This is a genomic window from Streptomyces sp. NPDC021749 (assembly GCF_040640655.1).
GTDB lineage: Bacteria > Actinomycetota > Actinomycetes > Streptomycetales > Streptomycetaceae > Streptomyces.
In genome coordinates this window covers 223,102-246,491 of sequence record NZ_JBFACE010000008.1, presented here as the reverse complement: position 1 = coordinate 246,491, position 23,390 = coordinate 223,102, and the positions used below count along the sequence as shown (strand labels likewise).

The 23,390-nt window shown below is 69.9% G+C and carries 19 protein-coding genes; 11 read left to right on the top strand and 8 right to left on the bottom strand.

Annotated features, from left to right (window positions below):
• Window positions 1-220 precede the first annotated feature (220 nt).
• On the top strand, window positions 221-760 hold the full coding sequence (locus AB0G35_RS11205; RefSeq protein ID WP_360947105.1) for a hypothetical protein: 540 nt from the start codon (window positions 221-223) through the stop codon (window positions 758-760).
• Window positions 761-913: 153 nt separating this feature from the next.
• On the opposite strand, the gene AB0G35_RS11200 is transcribed toward AB0G35_RS11205, so the two are convergent.
• The 3 genes from AB0G35_RS11200 to AB0G35_RS11190 all read right to left on the bottom strand — a co-directional run bounded on the left by AB0G35_RS11200 (window position 914) and on the right by AB0G35_RS11190 (window position 5,169).
• Window positions 914-1,573 (bottom strand): hypothetical protein, encoded by a 660-nt coding sequence (locus AB0G35_RS11200; protein ID WP_360947103.1) that lies wholly within the window; start codon window positions 1,571-1,573, stop codon window positions 914-916.
• Between the two features lie 630 nt (window positions 1,574-2,203).
• Window positions 2,204-3,040 (bottom strand): serine hydrolase domain-containing protein, encoded by an 837-nt coding sequence (locus AB0G35_RS11195; protein ID WP_360947101.1) that lies wholly within the window; start codon window positions 3,038-3,040, stop codon window positions 2,204-2,206.
• A gap of 383 nt (window positions 3,041-3,423) precedes the next feature.
• Window positions 3,424-5,169, bottom strand: coding sequence for a hypothetical protein (locus tag AB0G35_RS11190; protein WP_360947099.1), 1,746 nt, complete (start codon window positions 5,167-5,169; stop codon window positions 3,424-3,426).
• Between the two features lie 320 nt (window positions 5,170-5,489).
• Between AB0G35_RS11190 and AB0G35_RS11185 the strand changes: the two genes are divergently transcribed.
• On the top strand, window positions 5,490-5,702 hold the full coding sequence (locus tag AB0G35_RS11185) for a hypothetical protein (RefSeq protein ID WP_360947097.1): 213 nt from the start codon (window positions 5,490-5,492) through the stop codon (window positions 5,700-5,702).
• A gap of 701 nt (window positions 5,703-6,403) precedes the next feature.
• Window positions 6,404-6,871, top strand: coding sequence for an SUKH-3 domain-containing protein (locus AB0G35_RS11180; RefSeq protein ID WP_360947095.1), 468 nt, complete (start codon window positions 6,404-6,406; stop codon window positions 6,869-6,871).
• A 177-nt stretch (window positions 6,872-7,048) separates the two neighbouring features.
• Here the strand turns inward: AB0G35_RS11180 and glpK are convergent, their stop codons facing one another.
• Together glpK and AB0G35_RS11170 are read right to left on the bottom strand one after the other, a co-directional pair.
• Complete coding sequence (glpK, locus tag AB0G35_RS11175; protein WP_360947093.1) at window positions 7,049-8,563, bottom strand: glycerol kinase GlpK; 1,515 nt, start codon at window positions 8,561-8,563, stop codon at window positions 7,049-7,051.
• A gap of 39 nt (window positions 8,564-8,602) precedes the next feature.
• A complete protein-coding gene (locus AB0G35_RS11170) occupies window positions 8,603-9,370 on the bottom strand; it encodes an IclR family transcriptional regulator (protein ID WP_360947091.1) in 768 nt (255 codons plus the stop codon).
• A 165-nt stretch (window positions 9,371-9,535) separates the two neighbouring features.
• Here AB0G35_RS11170 and AB0G35_RS11165 point away from each other — a divergent pair, with 165 nt between their 5' ends.
• Together AB0G35_RS11165 and AB0G35_RS11160 are read left to right on the top strand one after the other, a co-directional pair.
• Entirely contained in the window at window positions 9,536-9,958 is a 423-nt protein-coding gene (locus AB0G35_RS11165) for an ATP-binding protein (protein WP_360947089.1), read from the top strand.
• Between the two features lie 332 nt (window positions 9,959-10,290).
• Entirely contained in the window at window positions 10,291-11,271 is a 981-nt protein-coding gene (locus tag AB0G35_RS11160; protein WP_360947087.1) for an alpha/beta hydrolase, read from the top strand.
• Between the two features lie 171 nt (window positions 11,272-11,442).
• On the opposite strand, the gene AB0G35_RS11155 is transcribed toward AB0G35_RS11160, so the two are convergent.
• Window positions 11,443-12,192 (bottom strand): PIG-L deacetylase family protein, encoded by a 750-nt coding sequence (locus AB0G35_RS11155; RefSeq protein ID WP_360947085.1) that lies wholly within the window; start codon window positions 12,190-12,192, stop codon window positions 11,443-11,445.
• A gap of 576 nt (window positions 12,193-12,768) precedes the next feature.
• Here AB0G35_RS11155 and AB0G35_RS11150 point away from each other — a divergent pair.
• The 6 genes from AB0G35_RS11150 (at window position 12,769) to AB0G35_RS11125 (ending at window position 20,329) form a co-directional block, all read left to right on the top strand.
• Window positions 12,769-13,521, top strand: a complete 753-nt coding sequence (locus AB0G35_RS11150; protein ID WP_360947083.1) for a GntR family transcriptional regulator — start codon at window positions 12,769-12,771, stop codon at window positions 13,519-13,521.
• A gap of 484 nt (window positions 13,522-14,005) precedes the next feature.
• Window positions 14,006-15,709 (top strand): APC family permease, encoded by a 1,704-nt coding sequence (locus tag AB0G35_RS11145; protein WP_360947081.1) that lies wholly within the window; start codon window positions 14,006-14,008, stop codon window positions 15,707-15,709.
• A 261-nt stretch (window positions 15,710-15,970) separates the two neighbouring features.
• Window positions 15,971-16,150 (top strand): SPOR domain-containing protein, encoded by a 180-nt coding sequence (locus tag AB0G35_RS11140; RefSeq protein WP_360947079.1) that lies wholly within the window; start codon window positions 15,971-15,973, stop codon window positions 16,148-16,150.
• A gap of 50 nt (window positions 16,151-16,200) precedes the next feature.
• Window positions 16,201-16,626 carry a (deoxy)nucleoside triphosphate pyrophosphohydrolase gene (locus tag AB0G35_RS11135; protein ID WP_360947077.1) on the top strand — a complete coding sequence of 142 codons (426 nt, stop codon included), beginning with the start codon at window positions 16,201-16,203 and terminating at the stop codon, window positions 16,624-16,626.
• A gap of 384 nt (window positions 16,627-17,010) precedes the next feature.
• Complete coding sequence (locus tag AB0G35_RS11130) at window positions 17,011-17,472, top strand: ATP-binding protein (protein ID WP_360947144.1); 462 nt, start codon at window positions 17,011-17,013, stop codon at window positions 17,470-17,472.
• Between the two features lie 172 nt (window positions 17,473-17,644).
• Window positions 17,645-20,329 carry a SpoIIE family protein phosphatase gene (locus AB0G35_RS11125; RefSeq protein ID WP_360947142.1) on the top strand — a complete coding sequence of 895 codons (2,685 nt, stop codon included), beginning with the start codon at window positions 17,645-17,647 and terminating at the stop codon, window positions 20,327-20,329.
• A 288-nt stretch (window positions 20,330-20,617) separates the two neighbouring features.
• On the opposite strand, the gene AB0G35_RS11120 is transcribed toward AB0G35_RS11125, so the two are convergent.
• Both AB0G35_RS11120 and AB0G35_RS11115 read right to left on the bottom strand, forming a co-directional pair.
• Window positions 20,618-21,412 carry a succinate dehydrogenase/fumarate reductase iron-sulfur subunit gene (locus AB0G35_RS11120; protein WP_360947140.1) on the bottom strand — a complete coding sequence of 265 codons (795 nt, stop codon included), beginning with the start codon at window positions 21,410-21,412 and terminating at the stop codon, window positions 20,618-20,620.
• Window positions 21,413-21,435: 23 nt separating this feature from the next.
• Window positions 21,436-23,379 (bottom strand): fumarate reductase/succinate dehydrogenase flavoprotein subunit, encoded by a 1,944-nt coding sequence (locus tag AB0G35_RS11115; protein ID WP_360947075.1) that lies wholly within the window; start codon window positions 23,377-23,379, stop codon window positions 21,436-21,438.
• Window positions 23,380-23,390: the final 11 nt, after the last annotated feature.

Below are 23,390 nucleotides of genomic sequence, written 5' to 3'. Positions count from 1 at the left end.
GGCATCGCCCGCCTGCACAACCTTGTCCTTGCCGGATGACGCAGAAACCAGCAGGTCACCCAGCACGTTAAAGATCATTTACGGGACAGCCCTTATAGTGCGGGGAATCTGCCGAACCTCACAGCTCCAAGCGTTCCAAAATTCTGCTGATAGACCGATGGTCGGGATGGTCCGCTCGCTGGGCCATCCTCCTTCGGGATCGAAAACAGGGAGACGGGTCATGAAGCGTCGCGAGGGAGTGCGAAAGCTGCGCAGAAGCGGATATCGCATACTGCAATGGTTCCTCACTTTATTCTTTCTTGCGCTCGGAGCTCTGGCGATCCCGAAGATGGGCATGGATGGCCCGAACAGTGCCCCATTCGGCCTGACGGCGATCTTCGGCACAATCTTCGTCGAGCAGCGAATCCTCCGCTCCCGGGTTATTCTCTCTCCCAGTTGCGTGCGGGTGGTGAACGCCATCTTTGAATACCGTGTTGAACCCGGGGCGATAAAGAAAGCCTACGTCGATATCGGTGGGACCATGAAGATCGAAACGCGAGACGGTGGTGAGATTTTTGCCGGAGCCTACAGTGGTTCTCTTATTGATTCCTTTGTGGGGAGTTCGGACAGGGCGGCAAAAATAGTCCGTGATTACATCGCCGGCAAACCAGTTTCGTCGGACTTTGTTATTCGCAGGAAGTATGCGATCTCCTGGCTCTCGGAAATCTGGCTGGTAGCCGCTGTGGCCTGCGCTGTATGGACAGCGATCAATAACTCGTGAGCGGCACCTGGTCGCCCGCCTACACCCGTCAGGCGGCTTGCTTGAGGCCGCCACGATCCGCACTGCGTCGGCCGCCCGGTTGTGATCAAGAGGACGTCCGGGTGCACCTCGCGCGGTGCGCGGGGGGCACCCGGTTCCATACCGGTAGCGCAGCTACTGCGTCGTGTTCACGGTCGAGTTGGCGAGCTGAAATCGGCGCGGCCGGTCGTTCACCTGCGTAGCGATTCCCTGGCTGGCCAGTTTGTCGAGCGCGTTGGCGATGGCGCCTGACGACTTTTCGATGATGCGGCTGATCCGGGTGGCGGTGAATGCCTCGGCGGGGTGTGCCCGGAGGTGGTCGATGACCATCTGCCGGAGTGCTCCCGGCGCGGGTCGCCCTTCCACACCGGGTGCCGGTGCGGTTGGCGGCTCGGGGTTCTCCTGTGGGGCGGGAGCGTTGCTGCTGTCCTCCTCGCTGGGCGTACTGTCTTGGCTGGTGTCGTCGCTGTCGTTGTGCTCGGTGTCCTGAGATGGGTCGCTCTGTGCCGCGCTGGCTTCCTCTGCGGCGCAGGTGTCCGTGTTATCGGTGTCGAGGGCCGAGGTGCCCGGTGTGGGCTCTTCCTGGGAGCTGCCGCTGTCTTCAAGGGGGCTGCTGGTGGGCTCGGTGGTGTCGTCCGCGTAGGGGGCTGGCTGGGCCCGTGCGGGGTCGTCGTCGTTCGACGGCGTACTGGGGGCTTCGCTGGCCGTGGCGGCGGTGTACCAGAGGTCAGGGTTGCGGCGGGGGCCGCTGTGCCCTCCCGGGGTGCGTGCGGCCAGGCCACGTTCTTCCAGCATGGGCAGTGCCCTTCCGGCACTGGTTGCGCATCGGCGCAGCTCTGGGTCAGCAGGTCGCCGAACTCACCGGCCGCCACGACGTGATCGTCACCTGTCAGCACGGAACCCGTTCCGGCGCCCCGGCGGCGTTCTACCCACGACGGCCGGCCTTGAGATCGACGCAGCCCTCTTCGCCCCGCTGAATCCCGCTCGCCGCCCCGGCGACCGCCGCTACCTGCGAGCCACCATTCGCACCCTGGTCCTGGACGACTTCACCAGCCAGACCCGCGAGGGGCCTGGGACACAGCCTCGCCGAAGCCATCGACGCCCTCTCAGCCGGCCTCGGCCTCGCACAACCCGGAGCCGGGCGCCTGCTGGTCGTCGCCTCCGACGGCCTGTACGCGTCTCACGCGACCGACCGCGCCGCCGAACGCATCACGGCCCTCCGGCAAGCGGGATGCGCCGTGCTGTGGCTCGCCTTCGCACTCGACCCTCCATCACTCCCCGGCGCCACCCTGCTTGAACTGACCGATCCGGCCCAAGCCACTCCCGCGATCGGCCCAAGGCTCTGCGTCCGGCGATGCGGTTCCCATCGGGTCCGTGCGTGACGCCGCCGGCTGCGGTGCCCGCCCATGCCTCGGGTGCCCGTACTTACGTACGCTGCTTCAGTTTTTGCGTAGCGAGGTGGACCGTGCGGTGTTGGTTTCCGTGCAGGCGGTGCAAGAAGATCCACCGGCCGTCCTCGTGGGCCGCGGTGAACGCGGAGGCGGTTCGCGTTGCGCCGATGTGCGAGAGCGTCGGCCCGTGACGAACCCATGTGGGGGCAGGTTCCCCAAGTACGCGGTCCACCACCAGGCCGACCACGATGCGGGCGACTGTGCGAGGGGTGGCCCATAGCCCGCCCGCAGGCAGGATCGGTCCCGTCAGTGTCCATGGGCGACGTGGTTGTCCGAACAGGTTCCGGCGCACGAGGCGTTGGTCCGGCGGTGGTGACGCGGTCACGGCGCCTTCTGGCAGGTCCAGTGGGGCAAGGACGTACTCGTCGGCCAGTTGCTGGAAGGTGCGGCCGGTTGTGGTGGTGAGAACGTGGCCCAAAACGGCGTACCCGAGGTTGGAGTACTGCGTGGTCCCCACAGGACCGGTGGCTGTCTTGTGCCAGTTCCGTAGAACCTCGTGCAGGGTGGTGTCAGTGAAGGAGCGGTACGGATCAAAGGCAGAGGCGCCGGTCCCGGGAGGGAGCCGGGGCAGCCCGGAGGTGTGTTCAGCGAGATGCCGGAGGGTAACGCCAGTGTCCTCGGGGACGTCGTCGAGCCGGCGCTCGATCGGGTCGTCGAGGTCGAGCGCGCCTGCCGTGGCGAGCTGGGTCAGGACCGTGCCGGTGATCACCTTGGTCAACGAGCCTAACTCGACGAATTTATCGAAGTCATGACCCCGGGATACGTGGTCGGGAATTCCTCTGCCGCCCATAACGCAGGTGGGTACAGGCATCGCTTCTCCTCTCGGTACTGCTGGCGAGGGTGCGCTGGGCCACGCTTGGGTGTCGGCGCTCATTTAGGGCCCTGATGCCTTGATGCCGGTCGGAGCCAATGGAGCGACCCAAGGTGGTCAGTGCCACGACGTATTCGTGCCCGTAACAGACAGCTTGTCGCGCATGCAGTCTCCTTCATAGTTCCGCTGCGTGCCGCTCGTACTCGTGAGCTTCCTCAGCCCGCCCCTGTAGACAACGCGGCGTCGAGGCTGTTCAGGGCGTGCGCGTAATCGACTCCCCAGCGGACCGGATCTTGTCAGTGCAGGTCCTCGTAAACGGAAGTGACCGACCGACGGCTTGCGACGTCTCCCCGCTTACGCTGTGGATCCGTGTTCGTCCTTCCTCACGGTTCCTTCGGCACCCAGTCCGGAACGTCCTTCCCTGCTTTCGCCGCCCTCTGCCACACCTCGATGAGGGCGTCCCAGCTGTCGGTGTACTCCAGTTCCCAGGTGAGCCGAGACAGGGCGTGCGGGTAGCCTGCCAGGTCGGCCTTGATGGCGAGCTCCGCGTCGGCCGGCCAGGGCCGCATCTTCATGAGCCTTCGGAAGGCATAGGAGTTGCCGGCACGCTCGGACTCCACTGCCAGCCGCTCGGCTGCTTGATGGTCTCCGGCGAGCTCGCGATATCTGGCCAGTCCCCACAGTGCTTCGGCATGGCCGGATGCCTCGACCGCACTGGCGAATAGCTGCTCGGCTTGAGAGTCGAACCCAATCCGGCCGGCCTCCCGCCCGATCCGCCATAGTTCGTCTGGTGTGCCGGCTTGGCGGGCGATGGCGGTCCAGAAACTGGGAGGAGGAGCAAGGCCCTCGCGCAACGGTGCGGCGTGCTCCTCCAGGTAGTCGGCAAGGGCGTGGACGTCGGGCTCGGCTCCCATGCCCTCGGCAAGGGGGACCGGGTTGAGGGCGCGGGCGACACCTTTCTTGAGTTCGTAGGCGTAGTCCAGTGCTCTCTGGCTCCAGCCCTGCGGAACTTCAGCTCGTTGGTGCGCTCGGAGGTATCCGGGCGCCGCAGCGAGAAGGAAGGCGGTCGTCGGCTTGCTTACGCCCAGGCGGCTGGCGTCGATCGCGGCTGTGAGAACCGCTTTACCGTAGGGGCAGGCAGCGTGGAGCCAGTGGTCCAAGAGGTCGGGACCTGCCGCCAGGGTCTGCGTGAGGGCTCCGCGGTAGGCGACGGACACGAGTACTGCGTTGAGAGCGGAGTCTTCCTCGGCTTTGCGGTAGACCTCGTTCAGTGACTCGCCGGTGAACTCTTCCGGCACGTCGATGGCGGGCCACGGGCGAAGCAGGGCTCGGACGTTGGGGTGGATGTCCAGCTCATCCTGCTTCGCAGGAGTGGTCAGCCGCCTGTGGGCGCTTGACGACATGGTGGCGAAGACGATGACGGGGCCTGGTCGCTCCAGCAATCGGCGCAGAGCTGCAGCCGCGTCATCGCCGGCAGGCTGCTCGAAGAGATGTTGGGCATCGTCGAGCCACAGCACAGTCTTCTCAAGGGCGGCGTTCGCCTCGACAGCGGCGATCAACGCATCCGCGGTCTTGGGGTAGATGAGGTGCCAGTCGGGAAGGTGCCGCTGCACGGCCTCGTAGGCTGTGCGGGTCTTCCCCGTGCACGATCCGCCGCGCAGCACCAGCATCTCTGCCCTCGAACCGTTGGCGATGCTCATCAGCCGGCGGCGGACATCCTCGTCATGCGGCCGCCGTACATACACGGGCAGCACGAACGCGGCTGACGCCGCGCTGCCATCTGCGGGCGAGGCCGCTGCATGAACATTCAGCTGCCGGGCGTCCCAGCCCGCCACGGGAAGGGGCCTGTCCGGCAATCCAGCGATTCGTTCCCGAGCCGTCCGCGCTGTGCTCACGCGTTGCGATCTCCTGGACGCGGCCTGTTCCCCGCGCAAACCTGCCCGAGCTGTCTGAGCGGCACTGTGCGCTGCCGACCAGTTCACGTGGGCGACACGAGCGACAGCCTCCGGGCTCGCCCGGTGATCTTGCCGGGCCGCGTCCACGATCAGCGCGGCCACCTTCTTCAGCCCGTCGACCTCATCCGGGACGGAGCCCTGCTTCAGCCAGTCTTGAACGGTGCTGCTGGCCACACCTGACTGCCGCTCAAGGTCCCTCCAGGAAGGCCCTGTCAGGGTGCGCAGCCAGCCGAGTGAGAGAAGGAGGTCAGTGAAGTACTGAACTGGTTCTTCCCCTTCGCCGTTGCTCAAGTCCCCCCCAACCCACTGCTCCTGATGGTGTCCGGACACCTGCCGGACAGCTGAAGTCCCAGCGTATGCCCTCGATCGGCACCGGAGAGGCGGTTGTACCGATGCCGTCCGGCTGGCGTGCCGGACGCCTCCTCCTGTTGCGAGCCTCCCAGCAGGCCGCCCGAGAAGGGAGCGGCAATCACTCCAGGATCAAGGGGGAACTCATGCACTTCACGCCGACCCGTGTCGTCCTCATCGTCCTGCTCATCGTCGTGGCCGCGCTGGTTGCCGTGGGCATCGCAGGCATCGCGGGCATGCTCCACCGCATGGACGGAGCATCCGTTCCTGCCGCTTGTCTGCGGGCAGGTGCCGCCTTCGCCGCAGTCATGACACTGGCGATGGCTCTGCTGACCCTGCTCAGCGCCTGGCTACGGTGACGATCCACGCATGGCACCCAGCGGAAGACGACACCATCAAGGCGGGCGCTCGACACGCCGGGTGACCTCCGGGGTCCTGACCGTCGAGTGCCGAGGTGAGGGGCATCCCCGCGGATGCCCCTCACCTGCGCCCCGGGCGCACGGTCGCGTCCAAGCCAGCCGGGCCCGACCGACTCCCGCCCCTCGGCGATCACAGCGTGCGCCAGGATCCCGGCGTCCGCGGCGCCGGGAGGGCTGGGTTGCCGGCCTCGACGATCACATGATCGATTCCCGGAGGCGTAGGGGGATGGGCGCAACTCGCTCCGACCGGTGTTCTCCGTTCGTGGACACCCCGGAGTATTCACGGCCTGGTCACCAGGCTCACCGCGAGCGCCCCGATCACCGCACTCGACACCGGTGCGGTGACGAGCCGCCCCCGCGCTGCTGGCCTCTCGACCCTCACATGCCGCGCTGGGAGAATTCCTCGCGCCGCTCCCGTGCTGGGGTTTCTCATCGGATAGCGGGAGGTGGTTGCCGCCAGCGAACTGCTGCTGTCGTCACGGGAATTCGAGGCTATGCAATGTGATGCCGGCCTCGATTCAGTTCGCCCGTGTCAATATTTCCTGTATGGGCCGTCGCCAAGAGGGCAACTGCGCAGTGCGCTCCCGCGACAGGGGCGTAGGCCATAGAAGCCAGGCAGGCACTGAGGAGGGGCAGGCGCCGTGATCGGAGAAGGAGACGTCAGGTCTTGGCTGGTGGAGCACGGTTGGTTCCCTGGACGGGACATCGGCGAGGAGGCCGACCGGCTCATCTCGGAAAGGATTCGAGACTTCGCGGACCAAGGTGTAATCATTGCTCCACCGCTGTGCGCCATGGCTTTTGTGCGTGAGTACGGCAAACTTGAACTCCCCTACCCTCGAAGTCCCCATATCAAGATGGTGGTGACGCCGACGTTCGGGTACGACGGCGATGCGGAGGACGTGGTCGAGCTGAGTCAACGTCTTGGCAGGTCGATTTTTCCTGTCGCGTACGAAACGCGGGAACTCGGCATCGTGCTGATGGACGAAACGGAGCGCGTCTTTTACCTGCACGAAACCGGCTCCTATTTCGTGGCCGGGCGGCCGGTCGAGGCGTTTGCCACGCGTCTGGAAGGTAGTCGTCTGCAGGATGCGGAGGATCTCTTTTGCTAGCCCCGTCCCAGGTTTTGCATGACCATCGTCAGCGCTCGTCAGCGCTCGTCAACGAGAGGGTGCCCGGACAGACCAGCCTTGCGGGTAGCGGGAACCCCCTCTGCAATGATCCGCCACCGTTCTGGTCGTCGGCTCCGCGCTGCCCGGTGGTGACCGGTGCGAGCGCGCCCCGGGCCCTCAAGGTGGGTTCGGTGGTCTGATCCAGCCGAGCGAGCGCTCGACCGCCCGCTTCCAGTCCTCGTACTCCGCCTGCCGCCGCTCGGGGGCCATGTCCGGCAGCCACTGGGCGGCCCGGTGCCAGTTGCGGCGCAGGACCTCCAGGTCGGGCCAGTAGCCGGCGGCGAGACCAGCGGCGTAGGCGGCGCCCAGGGAGACCGTCTCGACGGCCATCGGGCGCACCACCGGGACGTTGAGCACGTCGGCCAGGAACTGCATCAGCAGGTTGTCCGACGTCATACCGCCGTCCACCTTGAGGACCGTCAGGGCGAGCGAGGAGTCGGCGTTCATGGCGTCGACCACCTCCCGGGTCTGCCAGCCGGTGGCCTCCAGCACGGCCCGGGCCAGGTGCCCCTTGGTGATGTACGAGGTGAGGCCGACGATGACCCCGCGGGCGTCGCTGCGCCAGTGCGGCGCGTACAGGCCGGAAAACGCCGGGACGATGTAGCAGCCGCCGTTGTTCTCGACGGTGCGCGCGAGCGTCTCGATCTCGGGGGCGGTGCTGATCAGCCCCAGTCGGTCGCGGAACCACTGGACCAGTGCGCCGGTGACGGCGATCGGGCCTTCGAGTGCGTAGACCGCGGGCTGGTCCTCGATCTTGTAGGCGACGGTGGTGAGCAGTCCGTGCCGGGACCGTACGACGTCGGTGCCGGTGTTGAGCAGCAGGAAGCTGCCGGTCCCGTAGGTGCACTTCGCCTCGCCGGGGGTGAAGCAGGTCTGGCCGAACAGCGCTGCCTGCTGGTCACCGAGTGCCGCGCTGATACGGACGCCCGGGACGACGGAACGGGCGGTTCCGTAGGTCTCGGAGGAGGAGTGGATCTCCGGGAGCATCGGCCGGGGCACCCCGAAGAACTCCAGCAGTTCCTCGTCCCAGTCGAGGGTGCTGATGTTCATGAGCATGGTGCGGCTGGCGTTGGTGACGTCGGTGAGGTGCATGCCGCCGGCCGGCCCGCCGGTGAGGTTCCAGATCAGCCAGCTCTCCATCGTGCCGAACAGCACCTCGCCGTCCTCGGCGCGCTGCCGCAGCCCGTCGACATGGTCGAACAGCCAGCGGATCCGGGGGGCCGAGAAGTACGTGGACGGGGCCAGGCAACAGCGCCGGAGGAAGAACTCGTCCCCGGGCCGGCTTCTGAGGTCCTCGACCAGCGGAGCCGTACGGGTGTCCTGCCATACGATCGCCCTGCCCAGCGGGGTGCCCGTACGCGGGTCCCACAGCACGGTCGTCTCGCGCTGGTTGGCGATCCCGACGGCGGCGACCTCATCGGGGCCGACATCGGCGTCGGAGAGCGCCTGCGGCACCACGCGCTGCAGGGTGTGCCAGATCTCGACGGCGTCGTGCTCGACCCATCCGGGACGGGGGAAGTGCTGCTGGTGCTCCCGCTGGGCGACCGACACCAGCCGCCCCTGGTGGTCGAACAGGATGCATCGGGTGGAGGTGGTGCCCTGATCGATGGACATCACGTACCGCTTAACCATGATCAGCCTTCCGTTGCGGTGCACGGGAGCCGGCCTGGCTCACCAGCGGGCGGCCCCCAGATCGCGGGAGATCGCCCGGGCGGCGTGGCGGACCTGGGTGACCAGGGCCGGCTGCGGGACCCCTTTGGAGTCGCAGATCCGCTCGACCGTGCCGGAGACGCCGATCGCGCCCACCACCAGGCCACCGTGGCCCCGGATCGGCGCGGCGACGCCGGCCTCGCCCGTGATCATCTCTTGTACTTCGGCGGCCCACCCGAGCTCCCGGACCTCGGTGAGCGCCCGGGTGAGGTGCTCCTGATCGACCAGCGTGTGCCGGGTGTACGCCTCCAGCCCGGCCTCCACGGCCGGCTCCAGGGGCACGCTGCCGAAAGCCAGCAGCACCTTGCCGAGCGAGGACGCGTGCAGGGGCAGCAGCGCGCCCACATCCAGCGTCTGGAGGGTGTCGTCGGGGCGGAAGACGTGGTGGACGATGAGCACCTTGCCCTCCAGGGGCGCGCCCAGGCGGACCGCCTCCCCACTACGGGCGGCCAGGGCGTCGGCCCAGTTGATGGAGCGGGAGCGCAGCTCGTTCACGTCGAGGTAGCTGGTGCCCAGGTGCAGCAGCGCCGCCCCGAGCTGGTACTTGCCGGTCGCCGGGTCCTGCTCGACGAAGTCGATGTTCTGCAGGGTGCGCAGGATGCCGTGGGTGGTGCCCTTCGCCAGGCCGAGCGACGCGGCCACCTCACCCAGTCCGAGCCGACGGGGCCCACTGGCGAGCAGACGCAGGATTGCCGCCGCCCGTTCGATCGACTGGACCAGGCCGGCCATGAGGCCATCGTAGTCCCGAGGTCGGCAGCTGCCGGAGCGGACGGCCCTCCGCAGGCAGCCGTTCGGTAATGCCGACCAGTGTTCGTTGACCCCCTCCACCGTGCCGCCATAGCGTCCCTTTCAAGCCCGGCGTTCCAGCCGGTAGAGGGCCTCGAAGGAGGCGACATGACGGCACAGCTTGACACGGCGGTTCGGGAGGCGGCCGAACATGTCTTTCCGCTGCCGCACATCCCCGAGGCCGTCCCGGTCGTACGCCGGCGCGTGCGTACCGTCCTGGCCGACTGGAACCTGGCCCCGAACCTCGCCGACGACGCGCTCCTCGTGATCTCGGAGCTCATCACCAACGCGGTCGTCCACGCCCTGCCGCCGGCGGTGCTGCGGCTGTCGCAGGTCGTCGACGGGCGCAACGGCCTGCGCGTCGAGGTGACCGACGCCGGGCCTGCGACGGCGGACGGACGGCCGTCCGCCGAGCCCTGCCCGGGCGAGCACGGACGCGGGCTCGGCATCGTCACCGCCCTGGCGGCCGAGTGCGGCACCCGGCTCCACCCGGGCGGTATCACGTGGTGGGCGGAGCTCCGCGCCGCCTGAGCCGTCAGGCCCCGGCCGACCGGGCGGGGCGGCAGGAAGAGGGTCCGGCCTCTGAGGGGCGGGGCCCTCTTTGCGTGCCGTCCCGGGGGGCGTGCCGTCTCGGGGGGTGTGCCGTCCCGGGGGCGTGCCGTCTCGGGGACGCGCCTTCTCTGGGGGCTGCTGTCTCCAGGCCTGCTGTCTCCGGAGCCTGCTGGCGGGGGGGTGGGCGAAGGAGGGGTGCGTGAAGGGGGAGTTGGGTGAAGGGGGTTGATCCATTCTCTCCCGGAAAAGGGGGGCGTCGCATCGACTTTGCGAATGATCTTGAACGCATTTGGCGGCCCTAGCGTGGACGCATGACGCAGAGCGCGAAGAACAGCGAGAACACGGGCGAGGACCTGGTGTGCGAGGCCGGCGACGGGGTGGAGCTGGCAGTGCGGGACTACGGCGGGGCGGGGACGGCGGTACTGCTGGTGCACGGGGCCGGGCGGACGCTCGTGGACTGGGAGCGGGCCGCGCCGCTGCTGGCCGCGGAGCACCGGGTGCTGGCGATGGACCTGCGGGGGCACGGGCGTTCGGAGGACGGAGCGGTGCCGTGGACGTTCGAGGTGGCGGTCGAGGACGTACGGGCGGTGCTGACGGCCCGGGAGATACCGCAGGCCGTCGTCGTCGGGCACTCCCTGGGCGGGATGGTGGCCGTACGGTGCCTGGAGGCGTTGGCGGACCTCGTGCCCGCGGCGGTGAACCTGGACGGGCACGGGATGGGGCGGCCGGAGCAGTACGTGGGGCTGGACCCGGAGTGGGTGCGCGAACGGCTCGGAGAGGCACGGAAGTTCGCAGAGGAGGCGGGCGGACAGCCCTTCAGGGCCGAGGCATTGGCGGGGGTGATCGGCTTTCAGGTCGGTATGGCCGCGGAGTTGGGGATTCCGGCGGACGTGATGGAGGCGGGGGTGCGGCGGGCGCTGGCGGAGACCGCGGACGGGCGGTTCTTCCTGCGGCCCGGGCGGCAGCAGGCCGGCGAGCTACAGGAGGCGATGGCCGGGATCGACCTGTTCGGCCTGTACCGGAACGTTTCCCGACCGTTGTTGATCGCCAGGGCGCTGCGCCCCAACCCGCCGGTGCCGGGCGTGCCGTCGTGGTTCGACGAACTGATGGCGGCCTATACGGAGGGCCTGCGCCGTGATCTGGCGGAGCTGGCACGGACGCAGCCGTACGTGACCGTCGCCGGGGTGGACGCGACCCATGCGATGGCGCTGGAACAGCCGGAGGAGATCGCGGAGTTGGTCACGACGTTCGTGGCAGGGGCGGTGAGCGGTGGGCGCGAACGGGGACGGTAAACGGGAGTGGTGAACGAGGGGCGGTGAACGAGGGCGCTGAACGGGAGTGGTGAACGACGGGCGCTGAACGGGGGTGGTGAACGGGGGCGGTGCGCGGTGGCCGTAAACGAGTGGGCGTGAACGGGGCGGTGAACGATGGCCGTGAACGGCGGCCCTGAACGGCGGCCGCTCCTAGCGCGGGAACAGCTCGAACAGGGTTGCCGGGCGGCCCCGGTGGCGTTCACCGCCGGTGCGGAGGTTCTGCTCGATGAAGGCGCGGGCGTAGGACTGCGCGTCCTGCCCGTGCCCGCGCAGGCCGTCGATGTACGTACCGTGCGCCGCCAGGGAGGCCACCGCACGGTCGATGCCGGGGCCGACCTCGGCGGCGTGCGTGGGGTACGGGGAGCCGGCCACGGCCACCCAGCGGACGCCGTTCCAGGGGGCGAGACCGTGGGTGTCGGCGAGCTCCGGGAAGATCCAGCGGTTGCCGGCGTCGCCCGCCGCGTCCAGGGCCGCGCGGCCGACCACCCGGTGGTCCGGGGTGTTCCACTGCCCCCCGCCCCAGGTGTCGTGGTGGTTGAGGGTGATCAGGAGCTCCGGGCGGTGGCGGCGGATGGCCGCGGAGAGGTCGCGGCGCAGCGCCGGGCCGCCCTCGATCGTGCCGTCCCGGTGGTGGTCGAGGAATTCCACGGTGTGGACGCCGACGAGCGCGGCGCCGGCCCGCTGTTCGGCCTCGCGCACGCGGGCGCACTCCTCGGGGGCCAGCCCGTCGATACCGGCCTCCCCGCGGGTGACCAGGAGGTAGCTGACCTCGCGCCCCGCCGCGGTCCATTCGGCGATGGCCGCCGCGGCGCCGTATTCGAGGTCGTCGGGGTGGGCGGCGACGGCGAGGGCCCGTTGCCAGTCCTTGGGCATGGGGGAGAGGTGGGACTCGGCGGGCATGGGCGCCTTCTTTCCTGCTCCGGGGAGGCCGTTCCTGCTCCGGGTAGGCCGTTCCGGTTCCGGGGGAGTTTCCGGGGCGGTCGCGTCTGTTCCGGGGTTGGTCGTTCGTCGTCGCTTCTGTTTCGGAGGTGGTCGTTCGTCCTGTTCCGGAGTGGTCGTTCTGCTCCGAGGGCGGTTGTTCCTGCTCCGAGTCTGGCCGTTCCTGTTCCGAATTCGGTTGTTCCGTTTCCGGGTTGCGGTTGGTTCTCCGCTCCGGCAGGGCCTGGGACGGTCGCTTTTCGGTCGCGTTTCAGGCGCTCTCCGAGGCGGACGCCGGTCCGTCCCGGAGGAGCGGCTGTTGTCGAGCCTGTTCCGTTGCGGGGCCTGTGGACCGATCGTGACATGACGAGGTGGCGCGTGCGGGTGTGACGCGGGGTGTGGGCGAGACGGAAGATGCGTGATGCCGGTGCAGGTGTGCACGGCCCACCGGTGGCTGAGCTGGGTTCATCACAACAGGTGAATATCTGGCCCAAGGTTGCGGTCGAGTACGCGCGGTTGCCACGCTGTTGCTGACTGTCAAGCTGTTGGGAGGGGCACGTGCCTTTCGGTGAGCAGCCCGCGTACCTACGCGTCGCCGGCGACCTGCGCCAGAAGATCGTCGACGGGGTGCTGCCGCCGCATACCCGCCTCCCCTCCCAGGCTCGGATCCGCGAGGAGTACGGCGTCTCGGACACCGTCGCCCTGGAGGCCCGCAAGGTCCTGATGGCGGAGGGGCTCGTCGAGGGCCGCTCGGGATCGGGGACGTACGTCCGGGAGCAGCCCGTTCCCCGGCGCATCGCTCGGGCCGGGTTCCACGCGGCGGGTGGCTGTACGCCCTTCCGGCAGGAGCAGGCGGACGAGCGGGTGCGTGGCACCTGGGAGTCCAGCAGCGAGCAGGAGGCGGCCAGTTCGGTGGTGGCCGGCCGGCTGCGGATCCCGCTGGGTGGCAGGGTGATGCGGACCCGCTACCTCTTCCGCGCGGAGGGTGAGCCGGCGATGCTCTCGACGTCCTGGGAGCCGCTGGAGGTGACCGGCCGGACGCCGGTGATGCTGCCCGAGGAGGGGCCGCTGGCCGGGCGCGGCGTCGTCGAGCGGATGGCGGCCATCGACGTCGTGGTGGACAACGTCATCGAGGAGGTCGGCGCGCGCCCCGCGTTGGCCGAGGAGGCCATGGCGCTGGGCGGGGTCCCGGGCCATGCGGTGCTGGTGATCTCGCGGACGTACTTCGCGGGCGGCCGCCCGGTCGAAACGGCCGAGATCGTCACACTCGCGGACCGCTACCGCGTCGCGTATCACCTGCCGGTCAAGTAGTGGCGTATCACCTGCCGGACGAGTGGGCGAAGGGGCGGGTGCACGGTGGGGGCGGCTGGGCGGGCGCGTGCCGGGTTCGTGGGACCGGCGGCCCCGCCCGGCCCGTAGGGGCGCTGGCTCATGAGTCGTAGAGCTGTCGATCCGCAGAGTCGCCGGGCCGTAGAGCTGCCGGTAAGCGGCGGTTCCCCGCGCGAAGCCCCGAGAGTTCCGCGTCCAGCTGCGAAGCCCCGAAGCCCCGAAGCCCCGAAGCCCCGAAGACCCGAAGCCGCATGCTGTGCGAGATCCGTAGTTACTTTCGGCCTCAAGTCCGCTGTCCGTTTCGTCCGCATATTCACGTAAACGTTGGCCGGATCTTGGTGTTGGAAACGTCACACAGGCTCAACTGGACGGCTGTTTTGGCCGCGTGCGGGAATCCGATCTTCGGATTCGCTCTTACGATGGCGAAGTTTGTGCACGGCACGGGGGAAGACCAGGAGACCAGCACGTGAGCACGACGAAAAACCCGGGTGCGGAGCAGGGTTCGCATTCGCATTACCGTCGGTCCCTCGGGACCATTGCCCTGACCGCCACGGGTCTCGGGTCCATCATCGGCTCCGGTTGGCTCTTCGGGGCCGAGCGGGCCGCCGCCATCGCAGGACCGGCCGCGATCATCGCCTGGATCATCGGCGCGCTGGTCGCACTCACCATCGCCCTGACCTACTCGGAGCTGGGCGCGATGTTCCCCAAGGCCGGCGGCATGGTCCGTTACGGCCAGTACTCGCACGGCTCGCTCGCCGGCTACCTCGCCGCGTGGGCGAACTGGATAGCCATCGTTTCGGTCATTCCCGGCGAAGCCACCGCCTCCGTCCAGTACATGAGCTCGTGGGACTTCGGCTGGGCGCACGCGCTCTACGACGGCAAGGAGCTGACCGGCACCGGCGTCGGGCTCGCCAGCATCCTGCTGATCTTCTACTTCTTCCTCAACTGGTTCGCGATCTCGCTGTTCGCGAAGACCAACACCGCGATCACGGTCTTCAAGGTCGTCGTCCCGGTGCTGACCGCCAGTGCCCTGATGCTGGCGCACTTCGACACCAGCAACATCGCGCACCACGGCGGCTTCACCCCCAACGGCTGGAGCTCGGTCTTCACCGCCGTCGCCGTCTCCGGCATCGTCTGGGCCTACAACGGCTTCCAGTCCCCGCTGAACCTCGCCGCCGAGGCCCGTAACCCCGGCAAGTCGCTGCCCAAGGCCGTCGTCTCGTCGATCATCATCGCGCTGGTCATCTACGTGGCGCTGCAGGTCGCGTTCCTGATGGCGGTCCCCGGCGACAAGCTGGGCGCCAGCGGCGGCTGGGCCGGCCTCGGCTTCAACTCGCCGCTCGCCGACCTCGCCGTGGCCTGGGGCCTGAACTGGCTCGCGCTGCTGCTCTACGCGGACGCCTTCGTCTCGCCGTCCGGTACCGGCATGATCTACGCCGCCACCACCTCGCGCATGATCCACGGCGTGCAGGAGAACGGCCACCTGCCGGGTGTCTTCGGCAAGGTGGACAAGAAGACCGGCGTGCCGCGCCCGGCACTGCTGCTCAACCTCGTGATCGCGTTCCTCTTCCTCGCGGTCTTCCGCGGCTGGGGTTCGCTGGCCGAGATCGTCTCGGTCGCCACGGTCATCTCGTACATCACCGGCCCGGTCGCCGTGATGTCGCTGCGTCGGCTGTCGCCGGACCTCAAGCGCCCGGTCAAGCTGCGCGCCATGCCGGTCGTCGCGCCGATCGCGATGATCTTCGGCTCGCTGGTCCTGTACTGGGGCCGCTGGCCGCTGACCGGCAAGGTCATCCTGATCATGGCCGTCGGCCTGCCCGTCTGGGCCTGGTACGAGATCGGCAAGCCGCTCACCCAGGGCCGCAAGCCGTGGGCCGCGCTGGTCCCGCACCTGAAGGCCGGCGCCTGGATGGTGGCGTACCTGCTGGTCATGGCCGCCGTCTCGTACCTGGGCGGCAAGGACTTCGGCGGGAAGGGCTACCTCCCCGAGGGCTGGGACATCCTCCTGGTCGCCGTGATCGCGCTCGCCTTCTACTACTGGGGCGTGCGCAGCTCCTGGCGCAACCCCTCCCTCGTGAAGGTCGAGGACGAGCTCGCCGCCGCGGACGAGAACAGTGCGGCGGACGAGGCGGGAGAGGCCGAGGGCGCCAAGGCGTCCGTGGGGGCGTAAGAGTCCCCTCAGGGTGTCCCCGTCGGGTCGCCCTCCCTCCCCACCACCACACCTGCCCGAGCCCTTCGGGCCGCACCGGCCACTCGCAGGCCGCCTCCGGAACGCCGGGGCCCGCGGGTGGCCGGTTCAGTATCTCTTTGTGTAAATCCATATCCGGTGAGTAAAGGTCGGGCGTACGCTCGGGCATATGCGGATTGCGATTTCGGCATCAGCAGACGAGGGGCGCGTCGCGGCGCGCTGTACGGCGGACGGAGGGGCGCAATGACCGACAACGGAGCCGTGCTGCCCTGGCTCGTCATCCGCCAGGACGAAGGCGGCAACCGGTATCGCGTGGGCCGTTATGCCACCCGAGCGGAGGCGGAGCGGGTGGCCGAACGGCTCGACACCCGGGGCAACCAGCGGCTTTACGTGGTCGAGAAGGCCGATCGCGCGACGACCTGAAGGATGCCGCGCAGAAGCGGGACGAGGACGGGGGACGTAGGCTGCCGCGCATGACGACGGTGCACGTAGTGGTGGGCGGAGCGGTGTGCGAACGCGGACGGCTGCTGGCCGCCCGGCGCAGTGCACCGCCCGCGCTGGCCGGCCGCTGGGAGCTGCCGGGCGGCAAGGTCGAGGACGGCGAGACGCCCGAGCGGGCGCTGGAGCGCGAGCTGCGCGAGGAGCTCGGCGTCGAGACCGAGATCGGAGAACGGATCCCGGGGGAGTGGCTGCTGCGGCCCGGCTACGTCCTCCAGGTGTGGACGGCGCGGCTGGTGTCCGGGGCGCCGCAGCCGTTGCAGGACCACGACGAGCTGCGCTGGCTGCGGCCCGGGGAGGAAGACCAGGTCGACTGGCTGGACCAGGACCGGCCGGCGGTCGCCGAGGTGATGCGACGGCTGGCCATCACGGCTGCCGGCGTGCCGGGCGTACGGCGCTGAGCAGGTCGCCGAGGCCCCTGCGCTGAGCAGGCCGGGGCCCCTGCCGTACGGCGCTGAGCGGGCCGAGCCCTCCGTCCTACGGTGGCGAGCGGGCCGACCCCCTGGTCGTACGGCGCTGAGCCCGCCCGGCATCGTGAGGGGGCGTGCCCGCCCGGCCCCGTGAGGGCGCGCGCCCGGCCGTCCGCCGCCCGGCACTCCCCGCGTACCGCGTGGCCTCTCTGCCGCGCGCGAGCCCGCCCACCAGCCCCTCCCGCGTCACCGCAGACATATGCGCCATTTGTGCCACGGTGCACGGTCGCAGGCGGTACTCCACCCCCGATATCGGGTATGTCCTGATTGAGCCCTTGGATGCGGGTAATCCGACGGGGATGCCTCGGCTGGGATGTGATCGGCGTGAGCGACAGCGCAGCGGAAGGCGCCCCGGCACCCGGCACCGGCCCCGCCCGCAAGCGCGGCAGGGCCACCGGTTCACCGATCGCCGAATGGAGCTTCCCGGCCGACCCGGGCGCCGTGCGCACCGCCCGCACCGTCGTCCGCCGGGTGCTCAACGACTGGGGCCTGAACGGCGCGGCCGACATGGCCGTACTCCTCGTCAGCGAGCTCGTCACCAACTCCTTGCGCCATGCCACCGGCCCGATCGGAGTGCGCATGGTCCTGCTGAGCGCCGGCGAGCTCCTCGTCGAGGTCTCCGATCCGCTGCCCGACCCGCCGCAGGAGCGCACCGCCGCCCCCGACGACGAGGGAGGACGCGGATTGCAGCTGGTCGCCTGCAGTTCACGGCGCTGGGGGACCCGGCGCGGAAAGAGTGGCAAGACAGTGTGGTTCGAGCTGTCGGTGGCTGGTTAGGAGACAGGTGGGGTCCTGATCGTTGCCATTTCATCGACATTCCGTCGATGGCCTGCGATCGAGACTGTGCTGTGATCGTGAAGACCGTGTTCCGGATAGCCGAGGTGCTGAAATACTCAGGCTGGTCCGGTCCGGGCACGATGAGCTGGAGGGGACGGGGCTCGTGAGCGAGATGTCAACTGGCGGGGCAGAACCCGCACAGGCCGATGGTCGGGGCGGTGTGGACAGCCCCGGCGACCCAGGTGCCCGTCCGCACGCGCGCGAACCGCAAGGCCCGCCCATCTGGCAGAGCAGCCGCCCCGGATCCATCTACGACTACATCCGGGTGGCCTCCTTCTCCCTCGGTCCCGACGGGCGCATCGACCAGTGGAGCGAGCGCGCCGAGCAGATGCTCGGCATCCCCGCCCGCTACGCCCTCGGTAAGGACCCCGTAGCGGCCTTCGTACCGAGCGAGTTGCGGGAGACCGGGCGCCGCAAGGTCTCCGAGATCCTCGACGGCCGGGAATGGACCGGCCTGGTGCCCTACCGCCGCAACGAGGACGGACCGGCCGACGGGCTCGCCGAGATCTACGTCATGCCGTCCCGCAACGAGGAGGGCGAACGTGCCGCGGTGTGCGTCGTCGTCGACGTCCGGGCGCTGCGCGGCATCGAGACCGACCTCGCCGCCTCGCAGGCCGTTTTCGGTCAATCTCCCATCGGCTTCACCCTGTTCGGTACGGACCTGAAGCTGCTGCGCGTCAACGAACGGTTCGCCACGGTCTTCGGCGGCCCCGCGAGCAAGTACCGCGGCTGCACCCCGCACGACTTCCTGCCCCGCCCCGAGGCGGAGCGGATGACCGCCGCACTGCGCCGCGTGCTGGACACCGGCGAACCGGTCAGCGAAATGCAGCTGGTCGGCGGGGTGCCCGGCGAGGAAGAACGCCGCCGCTGGTCGGTCTCGCTGTACCGGCTGCACGGCGCCAGCGGCCGCCCCATCGGCGTCGCCGCGCTCGCCGCCGATATCACCGGCCGCCGCCGCGCCGAGCGCGAGGCCGCCAACGCCCGCCGCAACCTCGCCCTGCTCAACGAGGCCGGCGCCCGGATAGGCAACTCCCTCGACCTGGAGACCACCGCCCGCACCCTCCTCGACGTCGCCGTCCCCCAGTTCTGCGACCTGGCCTCCGTGGACCTGTACCAGGGCCTGCTGTCCGGCGACGAGGCCCCGCCCGGCACCAGCGACGGCAGCGCCGAACTCCGCCGCGTCGCCTTCGCCAGCGCCGTCTCCGACGCCCCCCTCGCCGGGGCCCCCTGCTGCGAGCCGCCGGACGCACCCGGCCCGGTCGCGGTCGGCGCCGTCCACCGCTACCCGTTCAACTCCCCCTGTGCCGGCGCCCTGCGGACCGCCCAGGCGCAGATCATCCCCAACCGGGAGAGCGACGACGGGCCGGAGCTCGGCGCCGTGGTGCACTCCACCCTCGCCGTCCCGATGGTCGCCCGCGACACCGTCGTCGGGCTGGTGCAGTTCTCCCGTACGAAGGGCAGCGAGCCGTTCGGCGAACGCGACACCGCGCTCGCCGTCGAACTCGCCGCGCGCGCCGCGGTCTGCATCGACAACGCCCGCCTCTACCGCCGCGAACACGAACGCGCCCTGATACTGCAGCGCAGCCTGCTGCCGCCGGGCGACCCCGAGGCGGCCGGCCTCGACATCGCCTGCCGCTACCTGCCCGGCACCACCGCCACCGAGGTCGGCGGCGACTGGTTCGACGTCATCGAACTCCCCGGCCACCGCACCGCGTTGGTCGTCGGCGACGTCATGGGCCGCGGGCTGCGCGCCGCCGTGGCGATGGGCGAACTGCGCACCGCCGTACGAACCCTGGCTCTGCTGGACCTCGAACCGGCCGAGGTGCTCTCCGCGCTGGACGAGATCGCCCGCGGGCTCGGCGGCAGCGGCGACGGACGCACCAAGGGCCGCGGTCCGCGTGGCCGCTCGGGCTCCGCCGGTTCCGCCGGTTCCGCCGCCGAGCCGAGCCGCTCCGCCCGTACCGCCGATCTCTCCGAGGTCTACCTCGCCACCTGCGTCTACGCCGTCTACGACCCGGTCACCCGGCGCGCCACGTTCGCCAACGCCGGGCACCTGCCGCCGGTGCTCGTCGAGGAGGGCGAGGACGCGCTGCTGCTCGACGTACCGCCGGGGATGCCGCTGGGGGTGGGTGGCGAACCGTTCGAGGAGATCGAGGTCGATCTGCCGGACGGGGCGCTGCTCGCGCTGTACACCGACGGACTGGTCGAATCCCGCGAACACCCGCTGGACGAGGGCCTGCAGGCGTTCCGCCGGGCTCTGTCGGGCGCCGACCGCCCGCTGGAGGACGCCTGCGACCACGTGCTCAGCGCCCTGGACACCTCGCACGGCGAGGACGACATCGCGCTCCTGATGGCGCGGGTGCACGGGCTGCCCAAGGACGCGGTGGGCGACTGGAACCTCGCGCCGGAGGCCCGCTCGGTGGCCCGGGCCCGCGAGCTGGCCCGCGACCAGCTGACGGACTGGGGCCTGCAGGGCCTGGTCGACACCACGGAACTGCTGGTCAGCGAGCTGGTGACCAATGCGCTCCGGCACGGCCACGGCGAGATCCGGCTGCGGCTGCTGCTGGACCGCACACTGGTCTGCGAGGTCTGGGACGCCGACCTCGCCCAGCCGCGCCGCCGCCGCGCCCGCGACACCGACGAGGGCGGCCGCGGACTGCAGCTGGTCGGCCTGCTGAGCGAGGGCTGGGGCAGCCGCCGTACGCCCCGCGGCAAGACGGTCTGGTTCGAACTCGCCCTCCCGGACGGCGACTCCACGACGCCCGACCCGACCGAGGCCCTGCTGAGCCTCTTCTGAGGGCGTAGGCCCCGCCGGGGGCCCCGCCGGGGGCTGGGCCGGGGGCCCGGGGCCGGGGACAGGGGACGGGCCAGGGGCCAAGGACAGGGGCCGGGGCGGGGCGGCCCGGGGCCGGGGCGGGCCGGGCGGTCCGGGGCGGTTGTCCACAGGCTCGGGCGGGGGCTGGGGGGACGGCCTACCCTGGTTCGAACCGGGGGCCCATCGATCCCTTACGGGGCAACCCGTAAGGGGCCGCGCCGCGCCCCTCAGGCCGCCCCGTACGTCACGTCGAACCGTCCGGCGCCGCGGTCATTCCGTGGTGCGGCGCCGGATCTTGTTGCCGAGCCACACCAGCGGGTCGTACTTCCGGTCCGCGGCGCGTTCCTTGAGCGGGATCAGCGCATTGTCGGTGATCTTGATGTGCTCGGGGCAGACCTCGGTGCAGCACTTGGTGATGTTGCAGTAGCCCAGCCCGTGGTCGTCCTGCGCGGTGCGCTTGCGGTCGATCCCCGCCTGCGGCGCCGCGTCCAGCGGATGCATGTCCAGCTCGGCGATCCGCATCAGGAACCGCGGGCCGGCGAACGCCGCCTTGTTCTCCTCGTGGTCACGGACCACATGGCAGGTGTCCTGGCACAGGAAGCACTCGATGCACTTGCGGAACTCCTGCGAGCGCCCCACGTCCTCCTGCTGCATGCGGTACTCGCCCGCCCCCAGCTCCGGCGGCGGCACGAACGCCGGGACCTCCCGGGCCTTGGCGTAGTTGAAGGACACATCGGTGACCAGGTCCCGCACCACCGGGAACGCCCGCATCGGCGTCACCGTGATCGTCTCCGTACGGTCGAACACCGACATCCGGGTCATGCACATCAGCCGCGGCCGGCCGTTGATCTCCGCGCTGCACGACCCGCACTTGCCCGCCTTGCAGTTCCAGCGGACCGCGAGGTCCGGGGCCTGGGTGGCCTGCAGCCGGTGGATGATGTCGAGCACCACCTCGCCCTCGTGGACCTCGACCGTGAAGTCCGCGAGGTCCCCGCCGTCCGTGTCACCCCGCCACACCCGGAAGTGCGCCTGGTAGGCGCCGGACGCCCCCGGCTGCTCCGCCACGTGCTGCGCTGCCTGCTGCTCGGTCACCGGGTCAGCTCCTCGTCGGTCAGGTACTTCGCCAGCTCGTCCTTCTCGAACAGCTCCAGCAGGTCGCGGCGGATCGGCGGGGTCTCCCGCCGGGACAGCCGGATCTGGCCCAGGGACGGGTCCGCGGCCCGGGCGTCGCCCTGCGGATCGGCCAGTTCGCAGACGAGGTTGATGTTGCGCCAGCTCCGGTCCATCGCCGGGTGGTCGTCGCGGGTGTGCCCGCCGCGGCTCTCCTCGCGCTCCAGCGCCGCCCGCGCCACGCACTCGCTGACCAGCAGCATGTTCCGCAGGTCGATGGCCAGGTGCCAGCCCGGGTTGTACTGCCGGTGGCCCTCGACGCCCGCCCGCCGGGCCCGCACCCGCAGATCGGCCAGCCGCTTGAGCGCCTCGAACATCTCGCTCTCCTTGCGGATGATGCCGACCAGGTCGTTCATCGCCTGCTGGAGCTCCTGGTGCAGGGTGTACGGGTTCTCCGCCGGGCCCCGGTCCCCGGCGCCGTTCCCTCCGGCGTCCTCGGCGCTGAACGGACGGAGCGCCTCCGCCTCCGCGGTGTCGATCTGCAGCGGATCGGCCGCCGGCCGCGCGGTCAGCCCGCTCACGTACTCGGCCGCGTACAGACCCGCCCGGCGGCCGAAGACCAGCAGGTCGGAGAGGGAGTTGCCGCCCAGGCGGTTGGAGCCGTGCATGCCGCCGGCCACCTCACCGGCGGCGAACAGGCCCGGGACGCCGGTCGCCGCCGCGGTGTCCGGGTCCACGTCCACCCCGCCCATCACGTAGTGGCAGGTCGGCCCGACCTCCATCGGCTCGGCCGTGATGTCGACGTCCGCCAGCTCCTTGAACTGGTGGTGCATCGACGGCAGCCGGCGCTTGATCACCTCGGCCGGCATCCGGGTCGAGACGTCCAGGAAGACGCCGCCGTGCGGGGAGCCGCGGCCCGCCTTGACCTCGGCGTTGATGGCCCGGGCGACCTCGTCGCGGGGCAGCAGTTCGGGCGGGCGGCGGTTGTGGTCCGGGTCCTCGTACCAGCGGTCGCCCTCGTCCTCGGTCTCGGCGTACTTCTCCTTGAAGACGTCCGGGATGTAGTCGAACATGAAGCGCTTGCCGTCGCTGTTGCGCAGCACCCCGCCGTCACCGCGCACCGACTCCGTGACCAGGATGCCCTTCACGGAAGGCGGCCAGACCATCCCCGTGGGGTGGAACTGCACGAACTCCATGTTGATCAGCGGCGCCCCGGCCAGCAGCGCCAGCGCGTGCCCGTCGCCGGTGTACTCCCAGGAGTTCGACGTCACCTTGAAGGACTTGCCGATGCCGCCGGTGGCCAGCACCACCGCGGGCGCCTCCAGCACGAAGAACCGGCCGGACTCCCGCTCATAGCAGAAGGTGCCGGACACCCTGCCGTCGGTCTTGAGGACCCGGGTGACCGTGCACTCCTGGAAGACCTTCAACCGGGCGTCGTACGCGCCGAACGCCTTCTCGTCCTCCTGCTGCAGCGCGACGATCTTCTGCTGGAGGGTGCGGATCAGTTCCAGGCCGGTACGGTCGCCGACGTGCGCCAGCCGCGGGTACTCATGGCCGCCGAAGTTGCGCTGGGAGATCCGGCCGTCCGGCGTACGGTCGAACAGCGCGCCCCAGGTCTCCAGTTCCCAGACCCGGTCCGGCGCCTCCCGGGCGTGCAGCTCGGCCATCCGCCAGTGGTTGAGGAACTTCCCGCCGCGCATGGTGTCGCGGAAGTGGACCTGCCAGTTGTCGTGCTCGTTGGCGTTGCCCATGCTGGCCGCGATACCGCCCTCGGCCATCACCGTATGGGCCTTGCCGAACAGGGACTTGCAGATCACGGCCGTCCGCATGCCTGCCTCGCGGGCCTCGATGGCGGCGCGCAGTCCGGCGCCGCCCGCGCCCACCACGACCACGTCCCATGTCTGCCGGTCCACATGCGCCATCGGGGGGCACA